At 48.0% G+C, this 17,334-nt stretch carries 15 protein-coding genes; 9 read left to right on the plus strand and 6 right to left on the minus strand.

What is annotated here, in order from left to right; genetic code table 11:
* Positions 1-44: 44 nt before the first annotated feature.
* From VV1_RS00175 to VV1_RS00200, 6 genes are all read right to left on the minus strand, one after another.
* On the minus strand, positions 45-1,517 hold the full coding sequence (locus tag VV1_RS00175; protein WP_011078163.1) for a protein adenylyltransferase SelO: 1,473 nt from the start codon (positions 1,515-1,517) through the stop codon (positions 45-47).
* Positions 1,518-1,594: 77 nt separating this feature from the next.
* On the minus strand, positions 1,595-3,229 hold the full coding sequence (locus VV1_RS00180) for a methyl-accepting chemotaxis protein (protein ID WP_011078164.1): 1,635 nt from the start codon (positions 3,227-3,229) through the stop codon (positions 1,595-1,597).
* Between the two features lie 306 nt (positions 3,230-3,535).
* Complete coding sequence (locus tag VV1_RS00185; protein ID WP_011078165.1) at positions 3,536-6,553, minus strand: M6 family metalloprotease domain-containing protein; 3,018 nt, start codon at positions 6,551-6,553, stop codon at positions 3,536-3,538.
* A 282-nt stretch (positions 6,554-6,835) separates the two neighbouring features.
* Positions 6,836-8,092 carry an NAD(P)/FAD-dependent oxidoreductase gene (locus VV1_RS00190; protein ID WP_011078166.1) on the minus strand — a complete coding sequence of 419 codons (1,257 nt, stop codon included), beginning with the start codon at positions 8,090-8,092 and terminating at the stop codon, positions 6,836-6,838.
* A 24-nt stretch (positions 8,093-8,116) separates the two neighbouring features.
* The gene (locus VV1_RS00195) at positions 8,117-9,187 is read right to left on the minus strand and encodes a methyltransferase (protein ID WP_011078167.1); all 1,071 of its coding nucleotides are present in this window, start codon (positions 9,185-9,187) and stop codon (positions 8,117-8,119) included.
* A 30-nt stretch (positions 9,188-9,217) separates the two neighbouring features.
* Complete coding sequence (locus VV1_RS00200) at positions 9,218-9,607, minus strand: hypothetical protein (RefSeq protein WP_011078168.1); 390 nt, start codon at positions 9,605-9,607, stop codon at positions 9,218-9,220.
* A 44-nt stretch (positions 9,608-9,651) separates the two neighbouring features.
* Between VV1_RS00200 and VV1_RS00205 the strand changes: the two genes are divergently transcribed.
* The 9 genes from VV1_RS00205 (at position 9,652) to VV1_RS00245 (ending at position 17,329) form a co-directional block, all read left to right on the plus strand.
* Positions 9,652-10,404, plus strand: coding sequence for a beta-ketoacyl synthase chain length factor (locus VV1_RS00205; RefSeq protein ID WP_043920892.1), 753 nt, complete (start codon positions 9,652-9,654; stop codon positions 10,402-10,404).
* Positions 10,401-11,159 (plus strand): lysophospholipid acyltransferase family protein, encoded by a 759-nt coding sequence (locus VV1_RS00210; protein WP_011078170.1) that lies wholly within the window; start codon positions 10,401-10,403, stop codon positions 11,157-11,159. Before VV1_RS00205 ends, VV1_RS00210 begins: the two co-directional genes overlap by 4 nt.
* Before the next feature lie 94 nt (positions 11,160-11,253).
* Positions 11,254-11,514 (plus strand): phosphopantetheine-binding protein, encoded by a 261-nt coding sequence (locus tag VV1_RS00215; protein WP_011078171.1) that lies wholly within the window; start codon positions 11,254-11,256, stop codon positions 11,512-11,514.
* Between the two features lie 16 nt (positions 11,515-11,530).
* The gene (locus VV1_RS00220) at positions 11,531-11,785 is read left to right on the plus strand and encodes an acyl carrier protein (protein WP_011078172.1); all 255 of its coding nucleotides are present in this window, start codon (positions 11,531-11,533) and stop codon (positions 11,783-11,785) included.
* 3 nt (positions 11,786-11,788) lie between these two features.
* Positions 11,789-12,346 carry a COG4648 family protein gene (locus VV1_RS00225; protein WP_011078173.1) on the plus strand — a complete coding sequence of 186 codons (558 nt, stop codon included), beginning with the start codon at positions 11,789-11,791 and terminating at the stop codon, positions 12,344-12,346.
* A gap of 7 nt (positions 12,347-12,353) precedes the next feature.
* Positions 12,354-13,721 carry an AMP-binding protein gene (locus tag VV1_RS00230; RefSeq protein ID WP_011078174.1) on the plus strand — a complete coding sequence of 456 codons (1,368 nt, stop codon included), beginning with the start codon at positions 12,354-12,356 and terminating at the stop codon, positions 13,719-13,721.
* 12 nt (positions 13,722-13,733) lie between these two features.
* On the plus strand, positions 13,734-14,105 hold the full coding sequence (locus VV1_RS00235; protein WP_011078175.1) for an ApeI family dehydratase: 372 nt from the start codon (positions 13,734-13,736) through the stop codon (positions 14,103-14,105).
* Positions 14,098-15,807 carry a glycosyltransferase family 2 protein gene (locus VV1_RS00240; RefSeq protein ID WP_011078176.1) on the plus strand — a complete coding sequence of 570 codons (1,710 nt, stop codon included), beginning with the start codon at positions 14,098-14,100 and terminating at the stop codon, positions 15,805-15,807. Before VV1_RS00235 ends, VV1_RS00240 begins: the two co-directional genes overlap by 8 nt.
* Positions 15,785-17,329 carry an HAL/PAL/TAL family ammonia-lyase gene (locus tag VV1_RS00245; protein ID WP_011078177.1) on the plus strand — a complete coding sequence of 515 codons (1,545 nt, stop codon included), beginning with the start codon at positions 15,785-15,787 and terminating at the stop codon, positions 17,327-17,329. Before VV1_RS00240 ends, VV1_RS00245 begins: the two co-directional genes overlap by 23 nt.
* Positions 17,330-17,334 lie beyond the last annotated feature (5 nt).

The raw sequence follows: 17,334 nt of genomic DNA on the forward strand, positions 1-17,334 counted from the left end.
AACACCGCTGCAGCTTCAAGTAGGAAGGGTATAGCAGGCATAACTTAAGAAGAGCAACTGATGACCATCTTCTTACCCCATTCAGGAGGAAGGTGAGCATACGCTTCCATTTCGGCTTGCTCGTCATAGGGATTTTTCAGTAGCTTGGCTAGGGTATGCACCTCCGAAAAATCGCCCTGCTGCGCTTTGTCGATCGCCTGTTGCGCGAGATAATTGCGCAAAATGTACTTAGGATTGACGGCGCGCATTTGCTCACAACGTTGCTGGGCAGATTTCGCCTCTCCAGAGGCGGTTTGCTCCATCGCCACCCGTTCAAGGTAACGGCTTAGCCAACCATGGGCGGCGTCTCGGTCAATAAACAGATCGATCACCGTTTGTTCATCCTCCCTATCGAGTTGAGAAAGGGTACGAAAGAAGCGCGTGTAGTCGGTGTGATTCTCCGCCAACAAAGCAAACATGGCGTTAAATAGCTCGCTGTCTCCCTCTTGCTGGCTAAGCAAACCGAGCTTTTGCCTCATCAATTGACTAAACACCTTACCGAGTGTCGGTTCGTACTGAGCCAAGGCCAGTTCCAAGTCGTCACGTTCAATTAAGGGTGATAAGGCATGCGCCAGTGCAGAGAGATTCCACAGTGCCACACGAGGCTGTTGGTCAAACGCGTAACGGCCTTGATAATCAGAGTGGTTACAGATGTAACCTGGTTCATAATCATCGAGGAAACCAAACGGACCGTAATCGAAGGTTTGACCCAAAATCGACATGTTGTCGGTGTTCATCACCCCATGAGCAAACCCCACCGCCTGCCACTGGGCAATCATGGTCGCTGTGCGCGCCACCACTTGTTCAAACATCGCCAAATACGGTTTGTCGTGTGCGGTGCACTCAGGCATGTACCATTCGATGACATTGTCAGCGAGAAGGCGCAACTCATCATATTGTTCGGTATAGAAAAAATGCTCGAAATGACCAAAGCGGATGTGCGTTTGGGCAAGACGAATCAAACAAGCGCCCTGCTCGACTTGCTCACGATAGACGGGCGTGTCGCTCACCATCATGCCCAACGCGCGCGTTGTCTCGATGCCAAGAGCGGCCATCGCTTCGCTGCAGAGGTATTCACGAAGGGTGGAACGCAGCACCGCTCGGCCATCTCCCATGCGAGAAAATGGCGTCAGCCCTGCGCCTTTAAGATGAATATCGAACCACTGCCCCTGCTGGTTTTGCATTTCGCCCAGCAGTAAGCCTCTTCCATCACCTAAATCTGGGTTGTACACCCCAAACTGATGGCCAGCGTATTTCATCGCTAAGGGCTTGAAGGCAGAAAACGGCTCCGCACCGGAGAAAACAGAGAGCAGTTGTGGATCGTCAGCGTGCTTGGGTAACGCAAACCCTTGGGCGAGTTCACCATTCCAAATGACCCAACGGTTATTGTCGAGCGGTTGAGGGGTCACCAAACGATAAAATACCTTGGGGAGTTGAGCGTAGCGTTGAGCAAATTTCACCGACGACCAAAGAGACATAGCGCATTCTTCCTGATGAGTTTTTCGCTACGCTACCACAGACTTCTCTCGACAAACACCGAGAGAAATCAGGGGCTCTAAACTTTGAACTGCGCGACCAAGTCGTCCAATGTTTCGCACTGACCAGCCAACGATAGACAAGCATTTTCTGCACTGCTGACCATTTCCACCATGTGATGACTGTTTTCCAAAATGTGCATCACATTGTTGTTGACCTCATCGCTGACACTGGTTTGCTCGCTGGCGGCGGTCGCAATTTGTGAGTTCATTTGGCTCATCAACGAAATCGATCCGATGATTTCTGCCAGCGAATCACTGGCTTTACCTGCATTATCAATCGTATCGTGGCCACGCTCTTTACTCGCTTGCATCACCGCAACCGCTTCTCGCGCCCCTTGTTGCAGTTTTTCGATCATCGATTGAATTTCACCCGTGCTTTCTTGAGTACGGCTAGCGAGCGAACGCACTTCATCGGCCACCACGGCAAAGCCACGACCTTGCTCACCGGCGCGAGCCGCTTCGATCGCTGCGTTTAGCGCCAGCAGATTGGTTTGATCGGCAATGCCTCGAATCACATCAAGAATAGAGGCAATGTTCGCTACATCGAGATCCAGGTTGTGAATGACTTGGCTGGCGTTATCCACTTCCCCGGCGAGACTTTGAATAGAGCTGACGGTGGTCTTCAAAATGGCGTTGGTGTTGTCCGCTTCGCGGTTGGCTTTATGACTGGCCGACGCCGCTTCATTGGCATTCTCGGCAACCGACTGGCTGGTCATCTGCATTTCGTTAACCGCGGTGGCCACCATCTCACTTTCTTGTTGCTGCTGGCCTGAGAACTCGGCCACCGTTTGCGTCAGCGTTTTGATGTTCTCCATTTCAGCGCGAACCGCGTTGGAGGAAATAATCACCTGCTCGACTGTGGAGTGGATCCGAGAAACAAATTGATTAAATGCGCCTGCCAGTAGTCCGAGTTCGTCGTCACTGGTCGCCACCATGCGTTTTGAGAGATCGCCATCCCCTGACGCGATTTCCGCCATGGCGTGACTAATGCCTTCTATGGGTTTAAGAATTAATTGCTTGGCCATGACGAAAGAGAGCAGCACCAATGCGATGGAGATAACCGCCCCAGCTTCAATCACATACACACTGTAATCAATCGAACGTTCAACCTCTTCTCTTAGTTGCCCTTGCACTTGCTCGATTAAGCTGCGAATGGAAACCAGTTGCTGGCGCAATACGGCAAATTGCTGCTCAAACTGGCGACGGTTATCTTGGTAGTAACCCGCCGCATTTTTTGGCTGGGCAAACATCGGCTCATAAAGCGCTAACCACGCTTTTGCGGCACTCGTTAGATTCGTCAGTTGCTGACGCTCCGATTCTGGCAACAAACCGGCATTAAACAGCTCTCGGACTTTGCCAACTCTCGGTTCGACGTTGTAGGCATTATCTTTAAACTCACCAATGTGATAATCCACCTCGCTTTGTGACTGCGCCAGTAATATTCCTTGAGCAGCTGTGATCACTTGGTAAATGTCTCGATAACCATCTTCTAAGCTATCCATCACCGGCTGCACTTGAGTATTGAGCATTGAATTAAGCTCAGCTTGTTTATTGGCTTGCAGCACATTGATCAGTGTCGTCGCAACGATCACCAATGTCAGTAAGCCAATGGGCAGCATCAGCTTCTGTTTAATTGAGAGTCGATTGAACATAAATGGCCTTATTCATCGCTGATTGATCGCCCATTCTCAATGACACTCTAGCGCCTTGGCTAGAGGTTTTGAGAACAAGGCTTACTTGGGGTATGAATTAACTATAGAGCAAAATCAGCCTGTTGCTTGGCGACAACTGAAAAGCGTTTCCATTGCCCACATCAGCTTGCTTAGGTAGGCGCTGCTCTTCTCAGCAACATTCCCTACACAAGGAAATGGCGATAAAAAAGCGCACTCAAAGTGCGCTTTGGATAACAAGATCGTTCGCCACCATTTGATGGCTCTGTTAACGAGTGGCTTTGATAACTAGTGGTTTTGGTTACGAGTTCGCCATACACCTAGTAAACCAAGAATAACAACCATCACTCCACCTATCCCGCCGCCAGAGGAGCCGCTGGAACTGGAGCTTGCCACCACTGCCGTTGTTGCTAACACGGTGATCGTAACTCGTCCTTGCGCTGTGGCGCCTTCAGAATCCGAGACGGTGTAATGCAAAGCCACCTCACTGGTGGATGCCATCTCTTCAGGTGCTTGATAGCGAATCTGATTGTCAATAAGCGACACGCTTCCGAAGGTCGGCTGTGATACTTGGGTTATTTGCAACGTTTGCCCATCGTGATCGCTGTCGTTAGCCAGTGGCGTGATATCAATACGCTCTCCGACCTTAACCGACACATGATCATCTTGCGCCACTGGTGGTGTATTGACGATAACAATCTGCACATGATCGCTGTGACTCAGTCCACTTGGATCGCTCGCTTCTAACGTAAACGCAAACACATCTCCCATACGAGCCGAAGCTGGAATCGTAAACTGCGCGGTGTCACTATCGGTTCCACTCAGGGAAACCGAAGGACCAAACGTCTGTCGCCATTGATAGTTCAGAGGGTCTCCATCCGGATCTTGCGTCGTCGTCCCGTTTAGCTGTACACGCTGACCAGCAATCAGTTGACTTGCTTGCACATCAACGTTCACTACAGGAGCAACATTATCGCCGACAACGACTACCTCGACGTTTGCAACGTCAGAGATCATTCGTCCATCCGCGGTTTGCAACCGATAGCTGAAACGATCTGAACCCACAAAATAAGAGGGAGCAGTGTACGTTAAGCCACTCAAACGGCCATGTTGTGGCTGAGTAACAATGTGTACTTCCACTTGCCCTGCCAAGGTGGCGTCAATGCGATCGTTGCTGGTCAGCATGAGTTGCAGTGAGCCATTTTTGCTGACTTCAACGCGATCATTCACCGGTAGCAATAGTTCGCTGATGTCTCTGTCCAGCAGCGCGGCAAAAGGAATGAGATGATATGGCAGTAATTTATTCATGCCGTCACTGCTGCTGGTTTGCGAATTTCCTAACCAGATGGTTTTACTTCCTTCCGGTTCCATATTTTGGAGTTCACTAAACTGATAGTTTTGCTCCAGTTGCGCGTTCGTCAGCTCAATGACTAACGTATGCGACCCCATAGACAGTTTCGCAGGGGCATCAAATAACAGGCGACCATTACCAAACGTCGAGCCTTGGGCAAGCACGATACGCTCAGCTGGGTTGAGCACCAAAGAAGCAAAATTGGCATTTGATACCGGGTAACTTGCCACCACATACTCAACGGGCTGAAGTGCATTGAGTACTTGGTAATAAAGCTGCACCCCCTCCAATACCGAATCTGAATTTAGCGTGACAGCAAATGCGGCACTGTTCTTCTCCGCTTCACTGACAACATAGCTACGACGAAGACTGGTCATCCAAGCGAAATCATACCCTTCAACAGGGCGACGAAAGAGGAACGAAGCAAACGCATCTGAACTCGCAATATTATTTAGGCTCACGCCAGTGGCAAAGCCAGTGATTGACGTTAACGAGGGGTGCGAGCTATCACTAATAAGGCTATTTTGGCTATCACCAGGATACACATCCGCGCCGTCAGTCCAGCCGCCATTCTCAAGCTCAGCTAAGCCATCCGCTTGCATGATCTGCACTTGCATCGGGCCTATATGGTTAAAAGCATGATTGATGTTAACAGAGGTCACTAATACCCCTTCCGCTGTCAACGCTCGATCGTAATCCTGCTTGCGGCGGTTCTCGACATACAAACGCGGACCAAATTCTTGTAGATAGGGGTCAAGATTGACGATGGCCGCTTGCTGATTAACGATTTGTACGTCGTTGTCTGAGCTTGTCAGGATCTGTGGATTGATGAAGCCAGCCGCATGTCGGCTCCAAGCACTCATATTCACAGGAGTCTCTCCTGCATACAGATCGCCCTCTTTCATTGCCCAAGAACCTGCGCCCATTACCCCCCAAGATCCCACTGAACCTTTGTGGTTATAAGAATAAAGGTCTGGTAGATCGAGCATGAGATGGCCAAGCTCATGCACAATCACCCCCAAGGTGGATTGATGGTTGACTTGATAATCGGCAAACAAGCAGTAGGCAGAAATGTGCTTACCATCGACATAAACCGTGTTGTGGAAATACATGTGCGGCCAAATTGCAGGCTTCGTGAGCACACCGGTTGAGCGGTCTCCACCAGCAAAAACAAACATCACCGACAGCTCAGTTGGGTCGATAGAGCCGTCGCGGTTGAGATCGTAGGTCGAAAAATCCACATATTGGTCGATCAGTCGGTATGCTTCACTAAAGATGCTGTTCAAACGATTGGTACAAATTTGGCTGTCGTGACAATTCGGATGCTGCTGTGAAACCCGAATGCTGATCACGCCGTCATTTGCCGTACCATAGGTTTCTTGAGCTGGTACAACGCGATACTGGCCAAAAGAGTTTTTGTCGTAGTAATCCACCACACTTTGGTTGACGTCACTGAACACCAACTCTGTAAAATCATGATCCATCGAAATGTTGCTAAACGACACCTGCACAACCAACAACGGTTGCTCAAACGGCTGCGCTCGGGAAGCGAAAGCGGAACGTGTTGAAAAAAGAGTTTGCTGCAGCGAACGAGAGCGTTGAGTAACGGGGCGATCCGGCAGACTGGCGTGAGATGGCGTCACTTGTAACGCCGAGCGATCTTGAGCCGAAAGAGGAGGCTGCGAGTCGGCCAATTTTGCATCGCCACTCGAAATCAGATAAGGCTTAGCACCGTCGTTTTTTATTTCTGCGAAAAACCATGTATCTTGCTGTTGAATCAGTGCATTGCCTTGCTCGTCTTCATACCAATGGAAATCCGCATTACCCGTTAAGCGCACTTTCGTTGAAGAGCCGTCACTTAATTCGACATCATGCCAAATCGGCGCTGGTGGCACCGTTGCCGTTGCAGAGGCAGACAGTGCCAAAGCAAGCGTAAAAATCAGCCATTTGTTCATTCTTAACCCTAACTCCCTTTAAGATATCGCTCGGCTCTGTGGTCAATCCAAGACACACCAATGTAGTAACTCAAGCCGAGAAATCAATGAGGTTTTATAAAATACGCGAATCGTTTGGCAAAATAATCCATCTTGAATAAGTAAAAACGTAATAAAGTGTAATCTTGATGACAACCGCGTTGAAAGATAAAGAAAAAGGCCCTGATGGGCCTTTTCCATTTACTCGCTATTTAGGCTAAAAAGACGATCTCTTTCTTCTCCTTAGGGTGCAGATGATTCCGTTCAAAGCGCTGTTTCAGTGCGCAGCTCGCGAACAAACTCCGCCAAGCTTGCCAGTCGGCGTCTCGATTCTTTGACATAAGGGTTACTCTCATCCCACGCGTAACCAGCGAGAATAGAAGAGATCATCTGCTTGATGCGCGGGTTAGGATCGTCAAAGAAAATCACCTCTTGCAAAGTGCCGTCATACCAACCTTCAACATAGGTGCGGAAGGTATTCACCCCGACCATCAAAGGTTCGGCATACGCTTTTTGCCAATCGACCACTTTACCGGCCAACTGTTTCTCAACGCACTCTACGGCAAATTGTGCCGACTTCATCGCAATCGTGACACCGGAAGAGAACACCGGATCAAGAAACTCACCCGCATTGCCTAGCAACGCATAATGTGGTGTTGCTAAGTGCTTAACATTGGCCGAGTAGCCGCCTAATTCGCCAGCAGGATTCGGGTATTGCGCCTTCTTCAGCAATTGAGCGAGCCCTGGTTCTTCTGACGCCAGTTGCTGGAGCGCTGCTAACTTATCATCTGGATAATTTTGGAAAAACTCTGGAGTGCCAACCACGCCAAAAGAGCAAACACCATTGGAAAACGGTATCAACCAATACCAGACATCGGCGTTTTCAGGATGAACCGAAATCAAGATCTTATCACGGGTATAAGCGATGCCATCGCCATCGATATTATCGACGATGTGAGTAAAAATGGCTTTCCTCGGAGGTAAACAAGAAGGCTCTTCCAAGGCCAGTAATTTTGGCAACACTCGTCCAAACCCACTGGCATCGAGTAAATAATCGGCTTCAATTTGATAGGCTTGACCGTGTTCGTCCGTCACCACAAGCCGTGACTTGCTGCCCTCAAAGGTCACTTCCGTTACTTCATGCTGGTAACGAATCTCTACCCCTTGACGCTGCGCATCATCTGCCAACACTTTATCGAACGTCGCTCTTTGTACTTGAAAGGTCGTGCCAGGGCCGGGCGTAAACTTATCGGTAAAGTCGAACTCGGTATAGACACCTTGCTTGCGAAAGGCAGCACCATTTTTAAATTGAAAACCATGCTGATTCACGGCGTCTAACATGCCTGCCTGTTCAACCACTTCCATACAAGCCGGCAGCAAACTCTCCCCAATCGAAAAGCGGGGAAATTGCGCTTTTTCTAACACAATGACTTTGATGCCACGCTGGTGTAACAGCGCAGAGGCGGTCGAGCCAGAAGGGCCCGCACCAATAATGACAACCTGGGTGGATTGCTTTTCCATACTCAGTGTAATTCCTGATTTTCTTTATTGTTTTGCAACCAATTTGAGCAAAGTGTGGCCTAATCCGATATTGTCGGTACGCTCCACAACCTCAAGTCCGGCTTCTTCAACGATTTGCAAGAAATCTTCGCTTCGATAGAAACGACTGTTACCATTCGCTAAACAGGTAAAGTAAAGCGAGGTTGCGTTTAGGCTATATGAAGCGGCATCATATTTCTGTGCATCGCAAAACAGTTCAAGAATATACACTATAGAATTCTGTTGAAGGTTCTCCTTTACGCGCTTGAGTATGCTCAATATTTCCATCGGCGAAAAACAGTCTAAGAACTGGCTCATCCACCACACGTCCGCGTTTTGCGGTAAGGATTCATTCTTATCAAGCATGTTCGCAGGGAAAGGAGCAATACGCCCCGAAAAACCTTGTTTATCGGCATTGGCCATCGCGAGTTCAAGCTGACGAGGTAAGTCCACAATCGTCACTTTGACATCAGGATCATAGTTACAGCACTGCAGCGCCCATTTTCCGGTATTGCCACCAATATCGACGATGTGTTGTGGTTTCTCCGTAAACACCGTCTCCAGCAAAATCGGGAATGAGCGATCAGAATAGTAGTGATCAAACTTAAACCAGCTCTCTTTTGCTTTTTCAGGTAGGCGAGACAAACCTTCGTAAATGGTGACCCAGTCACCAAGTTCTTTGAGGCCCGCCGGCTTGCCTTCTTGAATCGCTTCCGTCAAATGCATCATCGCGGCGTAACAGACGTCGGCGGTGAAATCCATGTTGGCTTGAGTCATGCCATCATGAAGAAGGAAATGGCCCAAGTTTGCCAAGATATAGTTAGGTTTTTTCCACATCACAACATGAGCACTCAGTGCCATATCAAGCAGTACTTTTACCCCATATTCTGAGACTTGAGTTTGCTCAGCAATTTGTTCTGCGGAGAGCCCTTCTTCCCCGGCTTTATCTAAGGCAGCCAGGATTCCAAGATCTCTGAGAGTGCGAGCGGTATGAAAAAGAATAGGAGCAAATGAAAGTTTCTGAGCTTCTGTTTTCGCTTCGAAAGCGTTATACGGATCAAAATTATGATTTAACACGAAAAAACCTAACTAACTGTTAAAAAGAAATTATTGCGCTGCGACTAGCGCAAATTGACGTTGAATATCAACATTTAAGTTGTTGATCCAGCGATTGTAATTACGATGGATATTGCCATCACTTGCATTCAGATTCTCTGATTTAACGTAAAGAATTGAGTAATATTTGTCGTCGTAAGGGATCATTATTTCTGCAAAATGCGAGCGAAGATTCAATTTTGCGCTTAAAACGCCAGGTTCCACTTCGGTAATCGCCCAACCCCTTTTCGTTGCTGCCAAGACGATCGCGCTTTTCACTTGTTTACTTTGAAGATCATAACTGACTGGAGTATCCTGTATCTCCAAAATTGGTTGTACTCGACCACAGCCAACTAATAACAACGTCAAACATATAGAAATAAAAATTTTAAAGGTTTTCATTAGATTGTCCTTATTTTTTGATAAGGGCTTTAGTATGAACGCCAATGGAAACAAATCAACAATCTATGTCAAATTCATCACTATCTCTTTGTGTAAATATTGAAAAATGGTATGCGAACTCTCCTGGATTGGATAATAAAGAGCGCTGGCTAGAGTGGGCAAATACCGGAAGCTATCCTGAATCTTTCGATATTACGGCAAGTAATATACCGGCGATGATGAGACGCCGAATGAGTTCGTTAAGCAAACTGGCGGTGCACGCTGCCATTGAGTTGCTTAACCAAAACGACGTTGACTATATGGTTTTTTCAAGCCGTCACGGAGAATTACACCGCAGCATCGCCTTAGTCAAAGATATATTACTGGGTGAAGAAGCCTCACCAATGGCTTTTTCTCAATCGGTACATAACACGGCGGCGGGATTAACCACCATTGCAACCAAAAAGCCTATTCCACTGACGTCGATTGCCGCGGGGAAAAATACATTCCTGAGCGCGCTTACAGAGGCTTACCTATTTTTGTCTATCCACCCAGATGCCAAAGTGTTATTAGTAGACTTCGACGAACCATTGCCACAAGACTATGCGGAATTTGAAACACAAACGTATCGCGGTTATGCACTCGCGATGATCGTGAGCACGGGACAACAATTTGCTATCGAGGCCCATTCCGCTCAGCAGCCACAAGAGCATGAGTTGCCGCAAGCGCTGCAATTTTTCCGCGGTTTCCTCCAAGAGCAGGTCACACAATGGTCAATCACTGGCTCTCGCCAAACGTGGACATGGCATAAAAAGTGAAAAAACTGAATCAATATTGGCGGGTGTTTGCAACAGGCTTTTGCTTTGCGACCTTTGGCATTGGTGGTCTTATTCTCGGCTTGGTCATTATTCCACTGATTCATTTGTTCATACGTGAGCAAACCGCGAGAGAATATAAAGTACAACATACAATTAAATTCACTTTTACGCTGTTCTGCAAACTGATGAAATACACTGGCGCGATCGACTATAAAATTACCGGTGGTGAGATTCTTGCCGCCGATAAAAATTGCCTTATCGTCGCCAATCATCCCAGCCTGATCGATTATGTGTTAATTGCCTCGCAGTTACGCCAATGCGATTGCTTAGTTAAAGCCTCTATTTGGCAAAATCCTTTTATGAAATATGTTGTACAAGGAGCAGGCTACATACCCAATAAATCACCGGATGATCTTCTCAACCAATGCGAACAACGATTTGAACGCGGCAATGTATTATTGGTATTTCCCGAAGGGACACGAACGACCCCAGGAGTGAAGTCGCAATTACAACGCGGTGCTTCTCAGATCGCGATTAGGACCGAACGAGATTTACGCATCGTGCACATCACCGTTACCCCTAGTTTCTTGACCAAAGAAAAAATGTGGTACCAAGTGCCTGAAACTAAACCGTTCTTTCACGTTGAGGTGAAACATAAGGTTGAGGTAAAACCATTTATAGAGCAAACTAATAACCCAACGTCAGCAGCCAGAAGACTGAATACACATTTGGCTGAGGCAATCTTCCCTGAGTAAGCCAAAAGATGTCTCTCCGATTTTGCCCAAGCAATATTGTTTTTGCTTATTTCAGGTTTCATTTTCCAAAATCAGTAAATATAAGTAGGTCCCAGTGGAAGTACTACAAAATGAAATTAAACAACTGATCATCGATGCACTCAATCTAGAGGACATCTCGATTGATGATATCGACACTGAAGCACCACTGTTTGGTGATGGCTTAGGTCTCGATTCAATCGATGCATTAGAACTTGGTTTGGCTATTAAGAAGAAATACAACATTGTTATTGATGCAGATGACAATAATACTCGTCAGCACTTTGCTTCTGTGGCAAATTTGGCAAACTACATTTCTTCACAAACCGGAAATTAATTAAGCAGGCCCTGATATGTCAGAAGTTAATCAACAAGCCGTATTTGAGCAGGTTAAAGCCGCTCTGATTGAACTATTTGAACTAGAAGAAGACGACATCCAACCGGATGCTCATCTTTATCAGGACCTAGACCTGGATAGCATTGATGCCGTTGATCTGGTCGTTCATCTGCAGAAAGTGACAGGAAAGAAAATCCAACCCGAAGAGTTTAAAGCGGTACGCACGGTTCAAGACGTCGTTGACGCTGTCGTTGAACTTGTAAAGGAATAAGAGATGCGCACATTGCTGACAGTTTTGTCTGCAATTGTATTGCTTACCTACCCTTTTGCCGTCTATTTCGGTATCGATAAGCTTGGCTTAGAAGTGGTCGCACTCCTTTTAGGCATTGTGTTTCTGCTCAGAATCCTTTCCGGCCATCAAGCCAAGCTTAAAGAATTCAAACAACTTGCGGTGATAAGCGGAGTGATCGGTGTGATGCTGGTTACGCTAGGCGCGATATTCAAACAGCAAGGTTGGCTGACGTTTTATCCCGTGATCGTTAACCTCGCCATGTTGACGCTTTTTGCCTCGAGTTTAACTCAGCCTCAAACGATTATAGAGCGATTGGCTCGTCTACAAGAGCCCGAGTTACCCGAAAGTGGCGTTCGTTATACTCGCACAGTCACGAAAGTGTGGTGTTGGTTTTTTCTCATCAATGCAAGTATCGCTTTATACACCTGTTTTCAATCACTACAGGTGTGGACACTGTATAACGGCTTGATTAGCTATTTAGCCGCCGGAAGTTTATTTGCTGGGGAATGGATCGTTCGCCAGTTTGTTCGCAAGGACTGAGCATTAGATGAGTCACCCTCTACCATTTCATTCACTCGCCACGTTGTTTCATCACGGCAGAGCTCCACGACACCAAGTCGCGTTTTCCCTGAATGAACACCATGATTGGTCATCGTTCACGTGCCACGTGCATTCACTTTGCGAGCAATTGAAGCAAACAGAAGCTCCACGAGTTGCCCTGTGCGCCGCCAACAGCTACCAATTTGCCATTGGTTTTTTTGCGCTGTGTTTTAGTGGCAAAGCCATTGTGTTACCTGGAAATTATCAACCAGCGGCGTTGAATGAGCTCAGTTGCGAGTTTGATCTCTTATTGTGTGATGAGGAAGTGGGAAGCCACTTGCGCCAAGCGTACCAATTAATATCGGACACGCACAGCACGTGCAAACCCGCCTTGTTTCCACACTTGTCACTTGAACAAGTGGTGCTCACCTTATTTACCTCGGGCTCCAGTGGAACACCAAAGGCGATTCGCAAAACGCTGCAACAGTTAGATAGTGAAATCGCTGTGTTAGAGCAATTGTTTGGTCAGCAGTTACAAGACTGCCGCATTGAAAGCACCGTTTCTCATCAACATATTTACGGTTTGCTTTTCCGTGTACTTTGGCCTCTTTGTGCAGGTCGTGCCTTCGCTCAAACCAACTTAGAGTATCCCGAACAGCTTGTCGCACACGCCAGTGACCACACCGCGCTCATCAGCAGCCCTGCACTGCTTAAGCGATTAACCTCCGAGCATCACTCTTCGCCATTTGCGTGTGTCTTTTCATCTGGCGGCCCGTTAAGTTACGAAGCGGCGATGCACGCTCAAACGCTGTTTTCACAGACACCTTGGGAGGTGTTCGGCAGTACAGAAACGGGGGGCATTGCTTGCCGTCAACAGCATCAAGCCAACACACCATGGCAACTCTTTCCTGGCATTGATGTCGAGCTCAATCAAGAGAACTGTTTGCGTCTGCGCTCTCCGCACATTGATGGAGAGAACTGGTATCAAACCGCCGACGAATGTGAAATGGTCAGCGAACGTCAATTCTTGTTGAAAGGGCGTACCGATCGCGTGATCAAGCTGGAAGAGAAGCGAATTTCACTGGTCGAAGTAGAAAAGCGCCTTGATCATCTCGACTGGATTAACGAAAGCGTGGTCATCCCCATGACAGAATCTGACAGATTAACCTTGGTGGCTGCGATAGTATTAACCTCAGCAGGTACAGCGAAACTCAATGAGCTTGGTAAAGGCAAGTTTTGGCTTATGCTGAGAGGGGAATTGCGACAATGGTTAGAGCCGATCGCCATTCCACGTCGCTACCGAGTTGTCAGTGAAATTCCTTTGAACAGCCAAGGGAAGAGACTGACCAACCAAATAGAACAACTTTTTCATTAGAACGAAAACACTATGAGTACAAAAAGAAAGCCAACCGTTCTTGCCAGTCAGGTCGACGGACACAGTGCCACATTACAGCTGCGCGTTGATCATGATCTGCTGGATTTTTCTGGTCATTTCACTCACTTTCCCTTGCTACCGGGTGTCACACAAATCGACTGGGCGATGTTCTATGGTCAAACGCTGTTGCAGTGCCCTGCCGCATTTAAAGGAATGGAAGTCATCAAGTTCCAAGAACCCATTCTGCCCGATGCGCAAGTAACACTCTCGCTCGTTTGGGATGAGAGCAAAGCGAAACTGCAATTTAGCTATACATCCTCTCGAGATGGCGAACGTGTATCTCACTCATCAGGCAAGATGAAACTAGGGGCGAGCAGTGACTGACTATCAAGCTTGTTTTCTCATCCCTTGTTACAACCATGGTGAAACCATTGGTCAGGTGATCGACTCGCTGCAAGAGTTTGCGCTGCCAGTGATCATCGTTGATGATGGCAGCAATTTCGCCACACAAACGCAACTCGAGCAGCAAGCAACACGCGACAAGGTATACCTGATCCGCTTAGCCGAAAACCAAGGCAAAGGCGGCGCCGTCATGGCGGGTATCCGCTATGCACAACAACTTGGCTTTACGCACACCATTCAAATCGACTCGGATGGGCAACATGATCTGCAAGCGCTGCCAAAGTTGCTAAACGCCTCAAAAATGCATCCTCAGCGCTTGATATCAGGGCAGCCAATTTATGACGAGAGCGTCCCTAAATCTCGCTTGTATGGCCGTTACGTGACTCATGTTTGGGTGTGGATTGAGACACTCTCCATGAGCATCCAAGACAGCATGTGCGGCTTTCGCGCCTACCCAGTGGACAAAACCGTCGCGGTTTTGGACAAATATCGCCTTGGCACACGCATGGATTTTGACATCGAAATCCTCGTTCGCATGTACTGGGAAGGGGTGGACATTGATTTCATTGAAACTCGCGTGATCTACCCTGAAGGTGGCATTTCGCATTTTGATGCGCTTTGGGACAACGTTAAAATCAGTTGGATGCATACGAAGCTCTTTTTTGGCATGCTGCCAAGAGCCCCGAAGTTGATGATGCGCAAACATCCTGATGCGAAAAACAATGTGCATTGGTCCAAGCAGCAAGAGCGAGGCACGGTACTGGGCATTAAACTGCTGCTAGCGGTCTACTCGCTGCTAGGGCGAACGACCTTCAATCTGATCTTGCGTGTTGTGATGGCTTATTATCATGCGACGGGCAAACAAGCCAAGCAAGCATCGCAACGCTATCTCGACCAACTGGAGCAATACGCCAGAGAAAAGCGTATTGAACTCCCGGATAATCTCACCAGTTACAACCATTTGCTCTCTTTTGGCCATACCATGCTGGATAAACTGGCGGCTTGGAAAGGCGATTTTTCAGCGCAAAATTTGACTATCCACGGGCAAAATCAGTTCGACAAAATGATTGAGAACCAGCAAGGTGTGGTTATTCTCGGTTCGCATTTGGGCAACATTGAGCTGTGTCGAGCCTTAAGCCGACGTCATACCCACGTCAAAATCAATGCCTTGGTCTTTACTGAGCACGCAGAGCGTTTTAATGCGGTGATGAAAGCGGTTAACCCCAATTCTGAGCTCAATCTGATTCAAGTGAGCCATTTGGGGCCTGATACCGCTATCTTGCTACAACAGAAAATTGAGCAAGGCGAATGGGTCGTCATTGTGGGTGATCGCACCTCCACCAGCAAAGAAACACGCGCCGTTTGGGCTGATTTTCTTGGCAAGCCTGCCCCATTCCCACAAGGGCCATTTATGTTGGCTTCGATTCTCAAAGCGCCTGTGTATTTACTCTTTGGCCTGCGTGACGATTCCAGCAGTACCCCCCATTTTGATGTCTACTTCGAACATTTTAGCGACAAAATTGTTCTGCCTCGCAAAGAGAGACAAACCGCTTTGGAAATGGTTGTGCAACAGTACGCACAACGTTTAGAACATTACACACTGCAGGCTCCTCTGCAGTGGTATAACTTTTTTGATTTTTGGAACCTAACAGATCAGCAACATGACGATGCAAGCAGAAAATAATATTACCTTTGGCCAAGGCAGACTGACGATTGAGGATGTTGCGGCGATCGCTCAAGGCGCAAAGGCCACGTTAAACAACTCAGTTGAATTTACCGCCAAAATCGACCGCGGTGTCGCCTTTCTAGAACGCCTTCTTAAAGAAGAAGGGGTGATCTATGGCGTCACCACTGGATACGGCGACTCTTGTACAGTCGCGATACCGCCTCAATTGGTTGAAGAATTGCCCCTTCACCTAACGCGCTTTCACGGCTGTGGCTTAGGCAAAATTCTCACCCATGAGCAAGCGCGCGCGGTGCTTGCTACACGTCTGTGTTCTTTATCACAAGGCGTTTCGGGCGTAAGTCATGACTTACTTAATCAGATCGTAACTTTGATTAATCACGATATTTCACCTCGCATTCCTGAAGAAGGTTCGGTAGGGGCCAGTGGCGATCTGACTCCCCTTTCCTACCTTGCTGCAGCGCTGGTTGGTGAGCGAGAAGTGATCTACCAAGGTGAAGAGCGTGCAACCGCCGAGGTTTACGCCGAACTGGGCATCCAACCGATTAAACTGCGTCCTAAAGAGGGCTTGGCGCTCATGAACGGCACATCAGTGATGACCGCGTTAGCTTGCCTTGCCTACAAACGCGCGGAGTATCTAGCGCAGCTCAGCACCAAAATCACCGCAATGGTCTCTGTGGCCATGCACGGTAATGACTTCCATTTTGATGAAGCGCTCTTTGCAGTCAAACCTCATCCTGGCCAACAACAGATCGCCGCTTGGTTGCGAGATGACTTGAAAGCCGATAAGCCACCACGCAACAGTGACCGTCTGCAAGATCGTTACTCATTACGCTGTGCGCCGCACGTGATTGGTGTTGTCCAAGATTCACTACCTTGGTTGCGCCAAATGATCGAAAACGAGCTCAACAGCGCCAATGACAACCCAATCATCGATGGTGACAACGAACGTGTTTTACACGGCGGTCACTTCTATGGTGGTCACATTGCCATGGCAATGGACACACTGAAAACCGGTATTGCCAACCTCGCGGATCTGCTCGATCGTCAAATGGCACAATTGATGGATTACAAGTTCAACAATGGCTTACCATTTAACTTGAGCGGTGCCGAAGGGGAACGCAAGCCCATCAACCATGGCTTTAAAGCGGTGCAAATTGGTATTTCTGCCTGGACCGCAGAAGCGCTCAAGCACACCATGCCTGCCAGTGTATTCTCGCGCTCTACCGAGTGTCACAACCAAGACAAAGTGAGCATGGGGACTATCGCTGCCCGCGATTGTTTGCGAGTATTGGAACTGACCGAACAGGTGGCAGCCGCGTCTCTACTTGCTGCAACGCAAGGGATCGAAATTCGCCGCCGTCGTGGTGAACTGGACGAAAACCACATGAGCGATCGCCTAAAAGCCATCTGCAGCTCGGTACTCAATGAGTTTGAATTTGTCACTGAAGATCGCCCATTGGAAAAAGATCTACGCCAGTTCATCGCTCACATTCAACAGCGTCATTGGTCACTGTATTAAGAGGT

The organism is Vibrio vulnificus CMCP6 (assembly GCF_000039765.1).
Lineage (GTDB): Bacteria > Pseudomonadota > Gammaproteobacteria > Enterobacterales > Vibrionaceae > Vibrio > Vibrio vulnificus_B.

Bases quoted from the DNA above. Each gene is read 5' to 3' on its own strand.
- VV1_RS00175 (WP_011078163.1), bottom strand. From the start codon at position 1,517: ATGTCTCTTTGGTCGTCGGTGAAATTTGCTCAACGCTACGCTCAACTC.
- VV1_RS00180 (WP_011078164.1), bottom strand. From the start codon at position 3,229: ATGTTCAATCGACTCTCAATTAAACAGAAGCTGATGCTGCCCATTGGC.
- VV1_RS00185 (WP_011078165.1), bottom strand. From the start codon at position 6,553: ATGAACAAATGGCTGATTTTTACGCTTGCTTTGGCACTGTCTGCCTCT.
- VV1_RS00190 (WP_011078166.1), bottom strand. From the start codon at position 8,092: ATGGAAAAGCAATCCACCCAGGTTGTCATTATTGGTGCGGGCCCTTCT.
- VV1_RS00200 (WP_011078168.1), bottom strand. From the start codon at position 9,607: ATGAAAACCTTTAAAATTTTTATTTCTATATGTTTGACGTTGTTATTA.
- VV1_RS00205 (WP_043920892.1), top strand. From the start codon at position 9,652: ATGGAAACAAATCAACAATCTATGTCAAATTCATCACTATCTCTTTGT.
- VV1_RS00220 (WP_011078172.1), top strand. From the start codon at position 11,531: ATGTCAGAAGTTAATCAACAAGCCGTATTTGAGCAGGTTAAAGCCGCT.
- VV1_RS00225 (WP_011078173.1), top strand. From the start codon at position 11,789: ATGCGCACATTGCTGACAGTTTTGTCTGCAATTGTATTGCTTACCTAC.
- VV1_RS00230 (WP_011078174.1), top strand. From the start codon at position 12,354: ATGAGTCACCCTCTACCATTTCATTCACTCGCCACGTTGTTTCATCAC.
- VV1_RS00235 (WP_011078175.1), top strand. From the start codon at position 13,734: ATGAGTACAAAAAGAAAGCCAACCGTTCTTGCCAGTCAGGTCGACGGA.
- VV1_RS00245 (WP_011078177.1), top strand. From the start codon at position 15,785: ATGACGATGCAAGCAGAAAATAATATTACCTTTGGCCAAGGCAGACTG.